The following is a 15,533-nucleotide window of genomic DNA, read 5'->3' on the forward strand; positions in this document are numbered from 1 at the left end:
CTACTATGCCACCAGTGCCGGGGCGCATCCCCTGCCGCATCGCGAGAACGATGGGAAACTCGGTCGGCGGCCGGAGTGCCAGCACCGCCTTCGTTGCTCCCGCCCAGCTCATGCGTGCCAGGCTTCGTCCCTTGGGCCACTCCGCATCGAGCTGCCCTCGCGTGATAGCGGCTTGACCGGCGAACCGGTCCTTGCCGTGATGGTTTCCGCCTGAACTGCAGCGACCCACAGCCCACCCGGTCTCCCCCGCACCAACCACTCGTCATGATCTCGCTTCGGTGCAGCGGACCAGCACAGAATCGCACGGGTGGGGAGGTGAGGGGATAGATCGGGGCAAGATTCTCGCAACGCCTTGCCCGGCCTCGCGATTGTGGCTCCACTCACCCCACCCATCCTCCCCCGCCAGAGGGGGAGGTGCCGCATCGAGTTTGGGGCACCATCGAGCCCACCCCCCGGGATGGCGGGGAGCTGCCAGTTGTTCGTCACACCGCCCGGCGGTTGCCCTCGTAGACCGCGACCAGCCGGTCGATGGTCATGTTCCAGCCGGCCACCATGCCGCAGTTCATCCACCAGTCCATCCGTTCCTCGGTGAAGTGGTCGGGGAACTGCACGTGGAAATCCATCACGGTTTGTGCGCCGTATGGGGTTAGTCGGATGGTAACCAGCGGGCTCTCGTCGAGGTTTTGGAGGTCGAGCTCCGGCCAGCCGCCGACGGCGCCCCAGTAGAACACCAGCTTTCGGCCTGGCACGATCTCGCGATAAACACCGCCGGTGAAGTAGCGCTTGTCGGCGCTCTCCACCATTTCCTGGCGCCACTGGCCGCCGACGCGGAGGTCGACCGTCACCGGGCGGTCGGTGGGGTTGCCAGGGTTGAAATACCAATCGAGATAGACCGGGTCGGTCCAGGCTTCAAACACGACGCTGGCCGGGGCCGCGAAGGTGCGCTGCAGCGTGAGGCCGCGGTCGAGGGTGTAGGTGGCGGGCATGTCACTGATCTCCCTTGGGGTTGTTTGCGGCATCGGCGCGGGCGCTCATCATGGCCTTGAGCTGTGTGTCGAGCCGGTCGAAGCGGGTGGTAAAGAACTCGCGGTACTGGGCCATCCACTCGTCGGCCGCGACGAGCGGAGCGATCTCCAGCGTACAGGGGCGGGACTGTGCTGAGCGCTGCTTGCTGATCAGCCCGGCCTGCTCGAGCACCTTCAGATGCCGCGAGACGGTAGGGAGGGTGAGCGCGAAGGGTTCGGCCAACTCGTTGACGGTCGCCGGGCCCTGGGTCAGCCGCGCCAGCATGGCGCGACGGGTGGGGTCGGCGAGAGCGGCGAAGGTGGCGGTGAGTGGATCTTGTGTTTGCATATGTATGTAATTACGTGAAGACGCAAATAATGTCAATGGCTGGACGCAAGGCACCTGTGACCCTGCGGCGCTTGTCTCGCCGTCACACAGATGCTTTAGGGACGCCCACTCGCACGCGGCCACGGATGGCCCGACATTTCCAGGGCCTCCACGCGCATGATCCGCCTCGAAAATATCAGCAAGCAGAACGGCAAGCAGATCGTCTTCATCGAGGCGTCGGCGGCGCTGCAGAAGGGCGAGAAGGTTGGGCTGGTGGGCCCTAATGGCGCGGGGAAGACCACCTTGTTCCGGATGATTACCGGCGAGGACCAGCCGGACGAGGGGCAGGTGGCGGTCGATCGCGGCATCACCATCGGCTATTTCAGCCAGGATGTCGGCGACATGGCCGGCCGCAGCGCCGTGGCCGAGGTGATGGAAGGCGCGGGCCCGGCCGGCGCGCTGATCGCCGAGATGAGCGAACTCGAGGCAGCGATGGGCGATCCCGATCGCGCCGACGAGATGGACGAGATCATCACCCGCTATGGCGAGGTTCAAGGGCAGTTCCAGGAGCTCGACGGCTACAGCCTCGATGCACGGGCGCGCGAAGTGCTCAACGGGCTCGGCTTCAGCCAGGAAATGATGGACGGCGACGTCGGAGCGCTCTCCGGCGGCTGGAAGATGCGCGTGGCGCTCGGCAAGATCCTCTTGATGCGGCCCGATGCGCTGCTGCTCGACGAGCCCTCCAACCACCTGGACATCGAGAGCCTGATCTGGCTCGAGGATTTCCTGAAGCGCTATGACGGCGGAGTGCTGATGACCTCGCACGATCGCGCGTTCATGAACCGGGTGGTCAACAAGATCGTCGAGATCGATGGCGGCTCGCTGACCGCATACTCGGGCGACTACGAGTTTTACCAGCAGCAGCGGGCACTTAGCGACAAGCAGATGCAGGCGCAGTTCGAGCGCCAGCAGGCGATGCTGGCCAAGGAGATCGCCTTCATCGAGCGGTTCAAGGCTCGCGCCAGCCATGCGGCACAGGTGCAGAGCCGGGTCAAAAAGCTGGACAAGATCGACAAGGTTGAGCCTCCCAAGCGTCGCCAGACCGTGAACTTCGAGTTCCGTCCGCCGTCCCGTTCCGGCGAGGACGTGGTGATGCTGAAGAGCGTCGACAAAGCGTATGGCAGCAGGACGATCTACGAGGGGCTGGATTTCCACGTCCGGCGCAAGGAACGCTGGTGCATCATGGGCATCAACGGCGCCGGCAAATCGACGCTCTTGAAGCTGGTGGCCGGCAGCACCGAGCCGGACAATGGCTCGATCAATGTCGGCCCGAGCGTAAAACTGGGCTACTTCGCGCAGCACGCCATGGACCTGCTCGATGGCGACCGGACGGTATTCCAGTCGCTCGAAGACAGCTTTCCGCAGGCGGGGCAGGCGGCGTTGCGGGCGCTGGCCGGGTGCTTCGGTTTCTCGGGTGACGAGATCGAGAAGAAGTGCCGGGTGCTGTCGGGCGGCGAGAAGGCACGGCTGGTGATGGCGAAGCTGCTGTTCGACTCGCCGAACTTCCTGGTGCTCGACGAGCCGACCAACCACCTGGACATCGCAACCAAGGAAATGCTGATCGAGGCGCTGTCGCAGTACGAGGGGACGATGCTGTTCGTCTCACACGACCGCCACTTCCTCGCAGCGCTCAGCAACCGGGTGCTGGAGCTGACGCCTGAGGGCGTGCACTCCTATGGCGGCGGCTACACCGAATACGTGGCGCGCACCGGGCAGGAGGCTCCGGGGCTCAGGGGGTAGGGCCAACCTCCGGCCTGCCTTCTCCCCTTGAGGGAGAAGGCCAAGGAGCCGTCGACCCGGCATACGGCTCAGGTCGCGATGCCGTGCACTGGCGCCAACGGGTGGGGCAGGTCGGTGTCGCCCAGGCGTCCCCGCAGTTCGATCTCCAACTCGCGGCAGATCTGTGAGATCGGCACGTCGTTGGCGTTGCCTTCGAACGGGTTGGAGGTGCTTTCGCCGACCAGGTCGAGCGCGAAGTACATCCAGCCGATGAGGACGCTGAACGGCACGCTCAGCCAGATCATCGCGCCGCCGGCACCGGCCACCGCGGCGAAGGCCGGCACCACGCCGAACGGGAGGAGGGTGCCGAAGATGACGACGAAGATGGTGCTGACCACGGCGTATTGGCGTGGGTAGGGCGTGTTCTTGATGCGGTCGCAGCGCGCCTGCTGGTCGTGGCAATCGCGCAGCAGCTTCATGAGCTCGGAATAGACCTGGGTGGGAATCGCATTCTGCTTGAGCAGGGCGTTGATCTCCTCCCCCTGGAGGTGAAGCAGCGCCAGCGCTGGCTGCGGCTGGGCGGCGATGGCGCTCGCCTCGGCTCCGAGCAGGGCCTGAAGCTCCTGCGGCAGCGAGGTGAGGTCTTCCTGGAGCTGATAGTAGCGGCGGCGGAAGGCGCGGTTCACTCCCTTGCCCGCGGTCTCCCAGGGCATCGGCCGGCGCAGCGAGAAGCGCAGCGCGGTGAGCCAGGCGAGATGGCGGCGGATCACGCGGCGGGCGGTGTCCTTGTCGAGGAAATCGCAGCTGAGGCTTGCCAGCAGCCGGCTGATCGCGGCGATCTGGGCGAAGGCCTGCAGCGCCTCTGAGCTCCGCTGCAGCACCTGGCCGTTCTTGAAGCCGGCGACGAGCGCGACGCTGGTTCCGAGCACCGCCACGATCGGCCAGGGGACCGAAAACCCGGCCAGTGGCGGCAGGCTGTACGCCGCCACCGCCACGAGGCTGACGACCAGCATGTAGAGCGCCCCGCGCCGCGACCAGACGGCAAAATCCAGCAACCGATATGAGCGTCCGACGTGCATTGAGGCGACTCCGAGATTCGACCTCGCCAGTATGGCACGCGCGGGGGAGAGTCACCGCCATTCGCGGCGACGGCGGTGTCTGCCAGAGGATCGAGGCTGGGTAGCCGGCCAAGGTCGCTAAATTGCGATCTTTCGCCAGAATGAGATGTTGATCGTCTTGATCTAGCGTTGCTTTCCGATGGCAGGGGGCCTGCCGCGGGGCGATTTTCAGATGTTTGGCTATTTCGACACGATGCTTCGGTATTTCGAATTCGCGGGTCGTTCGTCGCGTACCCAATATTGGGTGTTCACTTTGACGTCGTGGGTCCTGTTCGGCGTCGCGCTGTACGTGGATGTCTCGGTGCTAGGGTATTTTGGGCCGAGCGGGCGCGGTTTCGGGCCGCTGACGCTGTTCTGCATCTTCGTCCACATCATTCCAAACATCACGGCAACGGTGCGGCGGTTGCACGACAGCGGAAGATCGGGCTGGTGGTACTGGATCTCGTTGGTGCCGTTCGTGGGCGGCTTTTGGCTGCTGGTGCTGTTGTTCCTCGGGCCGGATACTTACGGCGCGAACGACTATGGCGACGATCCGCGCGAGGACGGGCCGGCCGTGGCGCCCCGAGGCAGGGCGCCAAAGCTCAGCCGGTCGCAGCTGTTCGTTGCCGAGATGGAGGCGCGCCGGCGGGCGCGGGGCTGACGGTCAGCCGATCACCTTCCACTGCTCGTCGCGCGGGCCGGTGGGGCGGAAATCGTAGCGGTCGACGCCAAGGCCGTGGAGCGTTGCCAGCTCGATCAGCGAGAAATCGGCCGGGTCGGGACGGTTGAAGTTCATCGGCTCCTTCAGCACCACCGGCGGGTTGGTCATGAAGCGCACGTTGGGCGAGTGGTTGTTCGACGAGGCGTGCAGCATGTAGGGGTGGAGGATGATGAAGTCGCCGACCTCGCCGGTGACCTCGACGAACTCCTCGCACTTGTCGATCAGGTGGCCGAAATCGAAGGAGGGATCGACGCCCTCCGGATGGTCGGCGAGGTAGCGCGCCACGTGCTTGATCGAGTCCGGCGCGATGAAGGTGCCGCCGCCCTTGTGCCCGACATTGGACCAGTAGACCACGGTCAGCAGGCCCTGCTCGCGGCTATCGAGGAAGTGGCGGAAGAAGCTGCCGTCCTTGTGCCAGCCGCCGGCCTCGGGCGAGGGCTTCATCCACGGCTTGTCGGCGCCGCGGCGGAAATTGACGATGAAGGCGTCCGACCATTCGGTTGAATCGATGGTGGTGAAGTGCTGCGACTCGATCTCCATGACCTTGTGATCGATGCGATCCTCGCCGCCGGTCACGTCGCAGAGGGCACCCCATGCCTTGGGCGAGATGTCCTTGATGGCGGCCACGTTGTTGCGGTCCATCCAGACGATGTCCTTGGTCCAGGTCGAGCGGTCGACGGGGTCGTAACCGAGCCGGGTGTAGGCCTCGGCGGTCCACTTCCGCGCCAGATCATGGTCGAGGCAGCCTTTGACGAGGACGTAGCCCTTTTCGACAAAGTGCTGCGCCTGCTCGGGAGTGAGCACCTGGAATTGCTGGGAAGTCATCGGGTGTTCCTACAGGTGGGATGGCTCTGACAGATCGATCCGCGGCGGCGGAGTGCTAGTATACAAGCACGGATTCTGTGGGGGTGGAACTCGACAAAGGGATGCCCGCGCGCGGCCGAGCACGGCAGGCAGACGGGCTAGGCGGCCTTGGCCGTGCGCGGCTGGAAGGTGGCGCGGGAGATCGAGATGCTCATCCCCGACGAGCTGTTCTCGGTTTCCATCTGGGCATCGAGCTGGCGCACCAGCGCCCGCACTATGGCGGTGCCGAGGCCACTGACAGGCTTGGCGTCGTCGGCCGATTTGCCCACGCCATTGTCGGCGACGGTGAGTTTCCAGTCGGTGCTGTTGATCTCGTAGATTACCCGGATGGCCGCGTCGTCCTTTGGCTCGGGGAAGGCGTACTTCACGGCATTGATCAGCAGTTCGGTGACGATGAGGCCGATGCTGACGGCGTGTGCCGAGGCGATCATGCCGCTGTCGGATCGGGTGACGATGGCGATGGGGCGGCCTTCGCCGGTCATCGAGGCGCCGAGGCTTTCGCAGAGCGTCGTCAGGTAGCCGCTGACTTCGATCTCGTCGATGCCCTCGGAGGCATGCAGATGCTGTTGCACCGCCGCGACCGACATCACCCGTTGATGGGCGTCCTGCAGATGGAGGCGAGTCTCCTCCGAGGTGACCGCCCGGGCTTTCAGCAGCAGGATGCTGGCGATGATCTGCAGGCTGTTGGCGACACGGTGCTGCATTTCCTGCAGAAGCACCTGCTTCTGGCGCAGCAGCTCCTCGGCCTGGGCGAGCAGCTCGGCCTTCTCCTGCTCGATGATGCGGCGCTCGGTGACATCGAGGAAGGCGAGCAGGATCGTCGAAGTATCGCTGTTGTCGTAGATCACCTTGCGGGCATTGAGCAGCATGGTGCGCCGGCCGACGAGCGGGAAATCGTGCTCGACCTCGAAGCCGTCCATGGCCACCTTTTCGGGGATGATGGTTTCGAGCAGGACGCGCAGCGCGGGGATATCCCACTGGCCGTCGCCTAGGTCGTAAAGCAGCCGCCCCTGCGTCTGCTCGGGGCTGACCTTGAACACGTCATAGAACGAGCGGCTGGCCGCCAGCACGCAAAACGCGTCGTCAAGCACGATGAACGGCTCGATGATGGTGTTGACGATGGCCTGGGCGAGTGTCTGGGCGTCGGCGATCTTGATGATCGGGGACATCATTGGGGCGACGGTCCGATCTGGATCAGCACTCCGGCGGCGGGGCAGCCGGCTGATATGCGGGGCAGTGTAGGGGGTATGGGGGTGGATGTCGCGGGGTATGTTGGGGTGGGGTAGGCGCGCTCTCAATTTCCGCGCCATCAAGGTTGATTGGAGCTCAAGAAACGGGAGGTAGCTGTGCGCGAACCACATCCGTTAGGTTGTCCCGCTCGGAGATTTCGAATGGGAACTTTGCAGACGCAAATAAGGGTGAGTTGATCGAAACGCGAAGTTGTCTGCGATCACTTGTAGACAGGTTCTCCAAGAGAAAAAGCGATGCGTCTGGACCTATGGCCGACGCGACCCGAGCATTGAGATCGTCGGTGGACATTGAACTGGTTGCCGTTTGAAACGCAGCACCGAGGGCCGCCGCCAGTCGTTCTCGCAGCAGCGCATTCTCGTCGACCTTATGAAGGGGGGGCGCGGCACGAACTGCTCTCAGAACGTCGTCGTAGTTCTCTGCCAATCCCGCTGAGCGGTCGAAGGTAGTGGCCTCTTCAGCGGCCGCCTCTGGCTTAGATTGCCCCGCGATTGGCCGGGTCAGAAAGTAATCCTCGATCGTACCCCTTCGGAGGACGAAACATCCCATCCGTTCGAGGGCACCCAGAATAGCTAACAGACGCGACCGAATATCACCAAGGTTGGCCGCCGCCGCAGACTTCATTAGCTCAGACGCGGAGGGGCCAAACAGGGAGGCTAGTGTGGCCCGGAAACGGGTATCGGCATTCCTCTCGTCAGCCGGAGTACCCGCCCAATATGGGTGAGCCGAGGCAACGGGTTCGATCTCATCCCAATGTCCTTCAACGGCCGCTCGAGCGTCGCTTCGAAACCTGGTATCCATAGCAGCGAGGCTATGGTGACCGAGTTCTGCGGCTATTTGGTTCGCATCCGGGTGAGTGTTGTAGAGGTTCACCAATTCGTTGCCGTCAGCGATGGCGTCAAGGTCGGCGAGTATGAACACCTTTTTCCCCATCAGGTGAAACAGGCCGTATACCGACGGGAACTCTCCCTTACCGGTAATTGGGATGACCTGTGTGTTGCTGACGAGCAATGGGTGACTCAATGCGCGCGCTAGTTGGTACACGATGGTTTCGTCACTTACCCCTTCAACGAGCAACACACTCTCAGCGAAGAATGCCAAGCGGTGGGTTGCTGTTAGTCTGGAGACCAGGCCGGCTAGTTTTCGACCTTTTAGCTCGGGAGCGGCTGGTTCGATTTGGACTGGCGGGGTCTTTTTGTCTCTAAAGAACACGACGTTTGGCAGGTCGGCAATCGAGTCTACGCCAAGCATGGTCGGTGAGTGCGTTGCGAACACGATGATCTTCTTGTGCTCAGGCGACGCAATCGGGTCTCCGGCAACACTCGCCAACTCCTGAAGTAAGAATGCTTGAAATTGCGGATGAAGGGATATCTCGGGCTCATCTATGATCAGCGCACCAACGCTGTCGTTGTAGAGAGCGGCCAGCAAAGGCACTAGCTGCAAGATGCCGCTTGCCTCATCATTCGCGCCGTACGCGTTGCCGCCCCCGATTGGCATAATTGAGATCTCGAGGCCATTCTGTGTCCATTGGAGACGGATGCTCCGAGAGAAGTAGCTTTGCAGGCGAGATTGTACTTTCAAGCGCAGATCCCCACGGTCGTGTAGGGCCAAGTAGTCGCCAGTAACGCTCTCGATCTCAGACCAATTTGGCGCATAACTAATATGCCCGACGGTGGCGCGCGCCATCTCGCGGCCTCCGGGGCTATCGATAGCCGCGCGGAATCGTTCCACAGGACTGCCACGGCCAGATGCGAGTAGCCTGACCTTCAGTGTACTGCCTCGACTGGCGAGAAGGGCCTGTAGCTGGCTCTTCAAGTTCCGGAGTACGGATGTCTTGCCAGCTCCATTGGGACCAACGAGTACCGTCGGGCGGGCGCTAAGCCGTATTGATACGGGCGTACCTTCGTACATGCCAGTAACTCCGCCTAGATTTAGGACATCTGGCAGCATCGGCGGTACCACATCATCGGACATTATCGTTCCCCCATGAGGAAACGTAGCGGCTCAGGTCTCAGGTTGCTACGCAGTCGAACTGGCTCGCCGTGCGTCCTCACCCCTTGACACCGCCGCCAACCTCCGCCCATAACTCCCCACCTAAATCTGGAGCACATCTCGTGCAGAAGCTTATCGTAGTAGCGGGGCGCATCGAGCACGTGGGGTAAATCCCTGCGAGGGTCGGTGCGCTTGTAAGGTCCCTAACGGGGCCTTTTTTGTTGCCGAATTTCCGCCGGTGACGGCGCGTTGCGAATAGAAGACCGGCTGAGCCCGGGTGGAGTGAGAGAAAAATGGCCGAGCAAATGACGGGCGCGGAGATGGTGATCCAGGCCCTGGTGGATAACGGGGTGGAGCACATCTTCGGCTATCCCGGCGGCGCCGCGTTGCCGATCTATGATGCGATGTTCCAGCAGGACAAGGTGCAGCACATCCTCGTCCGCCACGAGCAGGGCGCGACGCACATGGCCGAGGGCTATGCGCGCTCGACCGGCAAGGTCGGCGTGGTGCTGGTTACCTCGGGGCCGGGGGCGACCAATGCGGTCACCGGGCTGACCGACGCGCTGATGGACTCGATCCCGCTGGTCTGCATCACGGCGCAGGTGCCGACGACGCTGATCGGCTCGGACGCGTTCCAGGAATGCGACACGGTCGGCATCACCCGCTCGTGCACCAAGCACAATTACCTGGTGAAATCGGTGGCCGACCTGCCGCGGGTCATGCACGAGGCGTTCCACATCGCCAATTCGGGCCGTCCGGGTCCGGTGCTGGTCGATATTCCCAAGGACGTGCAGTTCGCGCTCGGCACGTATCTGGGCATCGACGAGATCGGGCCGAGCCGCCACAAGAGCTACCACCCGGCCGGCGCCGGCGACAGCAAGGCCATCGAGCAGGCCGTCGACATGATGCTGAAGGCCGAGCGGCCGATCTTCTATACCGGCGGCGGCATCATCAACTCGGGGCCGGAGGCCTCGGAGAAGCTGCGCGAGCTGGCGGAGCTGACCGGCTTCCCGGTGACCTCGACGCTGATGGGGCTGGGCGCCTTCCCGGGCTCCAACCCGCAGTGGATGGGGATGCTCGGCATGCACGGCACCTACGAAGCCAACATGGCGATGCACGACTGCGACCTGATGATCAACATCGGCGCGCGGTTCGATGACCGCATCACCGGCCGGATCGATGCGTTCTCGCCGGGCTCGACCCGCATCCATGTCGATATCGATCCGTCCTCGATCGGCAAGAACGTCCGCACCGATCTCGCCATTGTCGGCGACAGTGGGCTGGTGATGGAAGAGATGGTCCGCATCTGGCGCACCAAGACCAACCAGCCGCGCACTGAGGCGATCGCGCCGTGGTGGGAGCAGATCGAGGGCTGGCGCGCCAAGCACTCGCTGGGCTTCAAGAACTCGACCACGACGATCAAGCCGCAGCACGCGATCAAGCGGCTGTATGAGGCGACCAAGGGGCGGGATGTCTACATCACCACCGAGGTCGGCCAGCACCAGATGTGGGCGGCTCAGCATTTCCCGTTCGAGATGCCGAACCGCTGGATGACCTCGGGCGGGCTAGGCACGATGGGCTATGGCCTGCCGGCGGCGGTCGGCGTGCAGGTGGCGCATCCGGATGCACTGGTCATCGACATCGCCGGCGAGGCGAGCGTGCAGATGACGATGCAGGAGATGTCGACGGCGGTGCAGTACGGCCTGCCGATCAAGGTGTTCATCCTCAACAACGAGCGGATGGGCATGGTCCGGCAGTGGCAGGACCTGCTGCATGGCGGGCGCTACGCGCACAGCTATTCGGAGAGCCTGCCCGATTTCGTCAAGCTGGCGGAAGCCTATGGCGGCAAGGGCATCCGCTGCTCGGACCCGGCGCTGCTCGATGACGCCATCCAGGAGATGCTCGATTACGACGGCCCGGTGCTGTTCGACTGCATGGTCGAAAAGCACGAGAACTGCCTGCCGATGATCCCGTCGGGCAAGCCGCATAACGAGATGATCCTGCCCGATTTCGAGGACGATATCGGCGCGGTGATCGACGAAAAAGGCCGGCAGCTGGTTTGAGCCTGCGGCTCAACTTTTTTGATTGTCACATGTTCGAACCGGAAAAGCGCAAGCGACTTTTCCTGAACATGCTCCGAGGAGCTAGACCATGAACGCACATTTGCAGCCGAGCGGTTCGGCTTACTTCCTCGCCGCGGAAACGCAGAAGCCGGAGCGGCATACGCTGTCGGTGCTGGTCGACAACGAGCCGGGCATTCTCGCCCGGGTGGTCGGGCTGTTCTCGGCTCGCGGCTACAATATCGACAGTCTCACTGTCTCAGAGACCGAGCACGAGAAGGGGCTGAGCCGTATCACCGTGGTTACGGTTGCTACGCCCAAGGTGCTGACGCAGATCAAGCTGCAGCTCGAGCGGCTGATCCCGGTGCACCGGGTGCATGACCTGACCAGCGAGGGCAAGTCGCTGGAGCGCGAGCTGGCGCTGATCAAGGTCGGCGGCTCGGGCGAACCGCGGGCCGAGGCGCTGCGGCTGGCCGATGCGTTCCGCGCGCAGATCGTCGACGCGACGACCGAGAGCTTCGTGTTCGAGGTGACGGGGAAGCCGAGCAAGATCGACAGCTTCATCGCCCTGATGATGCCGCTCGGGCTGATCGAAGTGGTACGCACCGGGCTCGCGGCGATTTCGCGGGGTCCCGAAGGGATGTGATGTCGCGGGGGSGGGGACAACCCCCCCGGCTCTCCACGGCCCTTTGCAGCAGGCGCTGCATCGGCTCGACCAGGTCGGTCGAGAGGTTCCGGGCGCGCGTCGCGTCCAGCAGGTTGATGTAGGCGGCCGCCTGCATGGCAAGGTTGGAGCCGACCTCCCGGCCGTGATCGTCAGCATCGATCTGCCGTGCCATTTCGGGCAGGGCCGACTGCATCGCCGTGAGCCAGGGCTGGACCAGCTCGATGAAGCCCGCTGCCGGAACCCCGTCGGCGCGGAGCAGGGCGGTGCCGTGCAGGTAGCCGCCGAACATGCCGTACATCGCGGTCAGCAGCGCCAGGTCGTACAGCGCCGCGAGGCCGGGATCGCCGCCGAGGTAACGGCTCGAGCCGAAGCTTGCGACGGCGTCGGCTGCCTTTGCGCGGGCAGCTTCGGAGCCGCTCAGGAGGATCAGCGCCTCCGGCCGGCCGATCATCGGCGGGACGGCCATGATGCCCCCGTCGAGATAGGCGGCGCCTTCCGCTTCGGCCCAGGCTGCGAGGCCGCGGGCCTGCTCAGGGGTGCCGTTGGTGAGGTTGAGGATGGTCTTGCCGCGCAGCGGCATCGCCGTGTCGAGCACCGAGCGCACCGAGGGATAGTCGAGCAGGCAGATGACGACGAGGTCGGCGCCGGCGATGGCGGCGGTCGAACTTGTTGCCTTAGCGGCGCCGCGGGCCACGAGCGGGTCCGCCCGGCTGGCCGTGCGGTTCCATACGGTGACGTCGAGGCCGGCGTCGATGGCGGCGCCGGCGAGGGCCGTGCCCATGGCGCCGAGGCCGAGGAAGGTGATCTTGTGGGTCATCTGGTGCTCCGTTGTGGGTGGAGCAGAAGATGGGTCTCGCTTTCTTTCCCGCAAGAACCTACAATAAAGTCAGGTACTTACCGAAAAGTCAGTATGAGGATGCGCCATGCAACAGGTTCCCTACACGTGCGGGCTCGCGCCGGCGATCGACGTGATCAGCGGCAAGTGGAAGGCGCTGCTGCTGTGGGCAATCGCCGAGAAGCCGTGCCGGTTCGGCGAACTCAAGCGGGCGGTGCCGGGGATCACGGAGAAGATGCTGATCCAGCATCTGCGCGAACTCGAGGCCGACGGCATCGTGCATCGCGAGGCGTTCCACGAGGTGCCGCCCAAGGTGGTTTACTCGGTGACTGAACTCGGGGCGTCGCTGAACAAGGCGCTGGAGCCGCTTGGAGCGTGGGGTGATGCGCACATGACGGAGATCAGCGCGCGGCGGAACGCAAAGGTGGCGGTGCAGGAGGGGGTAGCGGGCGTGTGACGGTGCAGCTCGGGCTCGTCGAAGTGGTGCGAACCGGGCTTGCGGTGATATCGCGCGGGCCGGAAGGCATGTAAGGATAGCGGGCCGGGAGCGATCCCGGCTTTTCTTTGAGGGGACTTTCAGTGTCTTTCGCGTCGCACCCGTTCCGCGGGCCGTTGTTCATGGTCATCGCGACCTGCTCGTATGTGATCAACGACACGATGATGAAGCTCGCGACCGAGGGGCTGCCGCCTTACGAGGTGCTGATGCTGCGCGGCTGCGCGGGGCTCTTGTGGGGGCTGCCGCTGATGCTGCTGCTCGGCTATGGCAAGCAGTTGCCACTGGTGTTCGAGCGGCGGGTGCTGGCGCGTAACCTCGCCGAGATGGCGGCGATCCTCTGTTACGTGGTGGCGCTGGCCAACATGCCGATCGCCGACGCCTCGGCGCTGGGGCAGATCACGCCGCTGCTGGTGCTGCTGGGCGCCTCGATCCTGTTCCGGGAGCGGATCGGCGGCGTGCGGATGGCGCTGATCGGGGTTGGCTTCATCGGCGCGATTATGGTTGCTCAGCCAACCATGCAGGGGATCTCGATCTACGCCGCGCTGGCGCTGGCGAATGCGGTGCTCTGCGCGGTGCGCGATATCGCCGGGCGGCGGGTGGCTGCCGAGGTGCCGGGGATGATCGTTGCGATGTCGGCGATCATCGTGGTGTTGATCGGGGCGGGGGCGATGCATCTCGTCACGGAGCAATGGGTGACGCCGCAGACGCATCACCTGCTGCTGCTCGGCGGTGCCGGACTGTTCCTGATCTTCGGGCACTTCTTCATCTTCATGGCCTACCGCGTCGGGCCGACCGGCGTGGTGGCGCCGTTCTATTACTTCTTCACGTTCTGGGCGGTGCTCTCGGGGCTGGTGGTGTTCGGGCAGTTCCCGAACCTTCTGGCCATCAGCGGCATCGTGCTGGTGGTGGCGAGCGGGCTCGCTATCGTGCTTCTCGATGAGCGGAAGCGGCGGTTGGCGCCGGTGGCGTAGGACCATCTTCGGCGGTGATCGGGCTTATCAAAACGTTCGATTGGCTGGCCGGCGTCCGATGCGGTAAGCCTCGCGCCTGAACCTGCCGAGGCCCGCGATGACCCATCTCAGCGTCAATCTCAATGCCGTCGCCATGCTGCGCAACCGGCGATCGGTGCCGTGGCCGAGTGTCACCGGCATAGCGCGGATCGCGCTCGATGCCGGCGCGGACGGGATCACGGTGCATCCGCGGCCCGATGAACGGCATATTCGGCGGACCGATGTGTTCGAACTGGTGGCGCTGCTGCGGCAGGACTATGCGGGCCGCGAGTTCAACATCGAGGGCTATCCGACCGAGGATTTCCTGACGCTGGTCGAACGGGCGGCGCCGGAGCAGGTGACCTTCGTGCCGGACGATCCGCTGCAGGCGACGTCGGACCATGGCTGGCATATCGAGGCCAACCGGGCCGTGCTGGTGCCGGCGATCGAGCGGATGCGGAAGGCTGGTATTCGGGTATCGCTGTTCATCAATGCCGATCCGGCGGCGCCGGCGGCGGCGGCCAATGTCGGCGCGGACCGGGTGGAGCTCTATACGGGACCGTATGGCGGGTCGCTGAAGCCGGAGGTGCAGGCGGTGCATCTGGCGGCGCTGAAGGAGACAGCCGACGCTGCACGGGCCGCCGGCCACAACGCGCGGCCGGGGCAGGGTGGACTGATGGTCAACGCCGGGCACGACCTCAACCTCGTGAACCTGCCACCCCTGAAGCAGGCGATCCCCGATCTGGCGGAAGTGTCGATCGGCCATGCCATCACCGCTGACGCGCTGATCTACGGCATGGCTGAGACGGTTCGGCGCTACAAGGTGGCCTGCGCCTGACCGTTCAGGTGCGCCTGAGCTAAGTGCTTATGCTGGCTACGTGACCGCCATCGGTGCGCTTTCGCACATACGTTAACGGGCAACACGTGGTTGGCGGTCAAATCCGACTTAACTACCGCCGACGCCGCTCATTTCGCTTCAACCGTGGATGGACCAAGTTGGGGTCTTCCACGGATCGGGCGGGTTGCCATATGGCTTTGAGAGCAGTTGCGTACGAGCAGGCGATGAGCGACCCGATCAACGAAGCACTGGTGCTCTATACCGGGTTCGGCAGCTCGCCATTCCCGCGGGCCAAGACGCCGCATCTGGTGCAGCGCTTCGGCGAGGCCGAGGGCACGGAGCTGAAGCAGCGCATCCTCGGGCTGCTCGAAGAGCTGCAGCAGCCGGTCGATGGGCTCGAGAAGCGCTCGAAGAAGAGCCTGACCGAGCGGGCGATCGAGCAATTGCAGCCCAGGCACCCGGAGCTCGACGATTCCGGGTTGAAGGCGCTGGCCTGGACCTATTCCTTCGGGCTGCGCTGACACGCCTTCGTTACCAGTCGTTCGGTAATCGCGAACGGTGCATTTCGCATTCGGCGAGAATGATGCATCAGCTGGGCCGTTGCGCGATGGCGCG

Annotated in this window: 15 protein-coding genes; 8 read left to right on the top strand and 7 right to left on the bottom strand. The window is 64.1% G+C overall.

Annotation, left to right across the window (positions count from 1 at the left end):
- Positions 1–482: 482 nt before the first annotated feature.
- On the bottom strand, positions 483–986 hold the full coding sequence (locus AC1DYL_RS19905) for an SRPBCC family protein (RefSeq protein WP_477174505.1): 504 nt from the start codon (positions 984–986) through the stop codon (positions 483–485).
- A gap of 1 nt (position 987) precedes the next feature.
- A complete protein-coding gene (locus AC1DYL_RS19910) occupies positions 988–1,353 on the bottom strand; it encodes an ArsR/SmtB family transcription factor (RefSeq protein WP_477158564.1) in 366 nt (121 codons plus the stop codon).
- Positions 1,354–1,509: 156 nt separating this feature from the next.
- On the opposite strand from AC1DYL_RS19910, the gene AC1DYL_RS19915 reads away from it, so the two are divergent.
- The gene (locus AC1DYL_RS19915; RefSeq protein WP_477174506.1) at positions 1,510–3,132 is read left to right on the top strand and encodes an ABC-F family ATP-binding cassette domain-containing protein; all 1,623 of its coding nucleotides are present in this window, start codon (positions 1,510–1,512) and stop codon (positions 3,130–3,132) included.
- Between the two features lie 68 nt (positions 3,133–3,200).
- Here the strand turns inward: AC1DYL_RS19915 and AC1DYL_RS19920 are convergent, their stop codons facing one another.
- Positions 3,201–4,190, bottom strand: a complete 990-nt coding sequence (locus AC1DYL_RS19920) for a bestrophin family protein (RefSeq protein ID WP_477174507.1) — start codon at positions 4,188–4,190, stop codon at positions 3,201–3,203.
- Between the two features lie 232 nt (positions 4,191–4,422).
- Here AC1DYL_RS19920 and AC1DYL_RS19925 point away from each other — a divergent pair, with 232 nt between their 5' ends.
- Positions 4,423–4,869 carry a DUF805 domain-containing protein gene (locus AC1DYL_RS19925; RefSeq protein ID WP_477158630.1) on the top strand — a complete coding sequence of 149 codons (447 nt, stop codon included), beginning with the start codon at positions 4,423–4,425 and terminating at the stop codon, positions 4,867–4,869.
- 3 nt (positions 4,870–4,872) lie between these two features.
- Here AC1DYL_RS19925 and AC1DYL_RS19930 read toward each other — a convergent pair whose 3' ends face one another.
- The 3 genes from AC1DYL_RS19930 to AC1DYL_RS19940 all read right to left on the bottom strand — a co-directional run bounded on the left by AC1DYL_RS19930 (position 4,873) and on the right by AC1DYL_RS19940 (position 8,727).
- Complete coding sequence (locus tag AC1DYL_RS19930; protein ID WP_477174508.1) at positions 4,873–5,754, bottom strand: phytanoyl-CoA dioxygenase family protein; 882 nt, start codon at positions 5,752–5,754, stop codon at positions 4,873–4,875.
- 137 nt (positions 5,755–5,891) lie between these two features.
- The gene (locus AC1DYL_RS19935; RefSeq protein WP_477174509.1) at positions 5,892–6,965 is read right to left on the bottom strand and encodes a sensor histidine kinase; all 1,074 of its coding nucleotides are present in this window, start codon (positions 6,963–6,965) and stop codon (positions 5,892–5,894) included.
- 154 nt (positions 6,966–7,119) lie between these two features.
- On the bottom strand, positions 7,120–8,727 hold the full coding sequence (locus AC1DYL_RS19940; protein WP_477174510.1) for a TOPRIM nucleotidyl transferase/hydrolase domain-containing protein: 1,608 nt from the start codon (positions 8,725–8,727) through the stop codon (positions 7,120–7,122).
- Positions 8,728–9,326: 599 nt separating this feature from the next.
- On the opposite strand from AC1DYL_RS19940, the gene AC1DYL_RS19945 reads away from it, so the two are divergent.
- Positions 9,327–11,096 (top strand): acetolactate synthase 3 large subunit, encoded by a 1,770-nt coding sequence (locus AC1DYL_RS19945; RefSeq protein WP_477174511.1) that lies wholly within the window; start codon positions 9,327–9,329, stop codon positions 11,094–11,096.
- An 88-nt stretch (positions 11,097–11,184) separates the two neighbouring features.
- Positions 11,185–11,739, top strand: coding sequence for an acetolactate synthase small subunit (gene ilvN / locus AC1DYL_RS19950; RefSeq protein WP_055045130.1), 555 nt, complete (start codon positions 11,185–11,187; stop codon positions 11,737–11,739).
- Here ilvN and AC1DYL_RS19955 read toward each other — a convergent pair.
- Positions 11,654–12,577 carry an NAD(P)-dependent oxidoreductase gene (locus AC1DYL_RS19955; protein WP_477174512.1) on the bottom strand — a complete coding sequence of 308 codons (924 nt, stop codon included), beginning with the start codon at positions 12,575–12,577 and terminating at the stop codon, positions 11,654–11,656. The two genes, ilvN and AC1DYL_RS19955, sit on opposite strands and share 86 nt — an antisense overlap.
- Positions 12,578–12,683: 106 nt before the next feature.
- Between AC1DYL_RS19955 and AC1DYL_RS19960 the strand changes: the two genes are divergently transcribed.
- The 4 genes from AC1DYL_RS19960 to AC1DYL_RS19975 all read left to right on the top strand — a co-directional run bounded on the left by AC1DYL_RS19960 (position 12,684) and on the right by AC1DYL_RS19975 (position 15,439).
- The gene (locus AC1DYL_RS19960; protein WP_477174513.1) at positions 12,684–13,052 is read left to right on the top strand and encodes a winged helix-turn-helix transcriptional regulator; all 369 of its coding nucleotides are present in this window, start codon (positions 12,684–12,686) and stop codon (positions 13,050–13,052) included.
- Between the two features lie 122 nt (positions 13,053–13,174).
- A complete protein-coding gene (locus tag AC1DYL_RS19965) occupies positions 13,175–14,062 on the top strand; it encodes a DMT family transporter (protein ID WP_477174514.1) in 888 nt (295 codons plus the stop codon).
- A 97-nt stretch (positions 14,063–14,159) separates the two neighbouring features.
- On the top strand, positions 14,160–14,918 hold the full coding sequence (locus AC1DYL_RS19970; RefSeq protein WP_477174515.1) for a pyridoxine 5'-phosphate synthase: 759 nt from the start codon (positions 14,160–14,162) through the stop codon (positions 14,916–14,918).
- Between the two features lie 224 nt (positions 14,919–15,142).
- On the top strand, positions 15,143–15,439 hold the full coding sequence (locus AC1DYL_RS19975) for a hypothetical protein (RefSeq protein ID WP_477158572.1): 297 nt from the start codon (positions 15,143–15,145) through the stop codon (positions 15,437–15,439).
- The last annotated feature ends 94 nt before the right edge of the window (positions 15,440–15,533 follow it).

The organism is Devosia sp. P1_H9 (assembly GCF_056405135.1).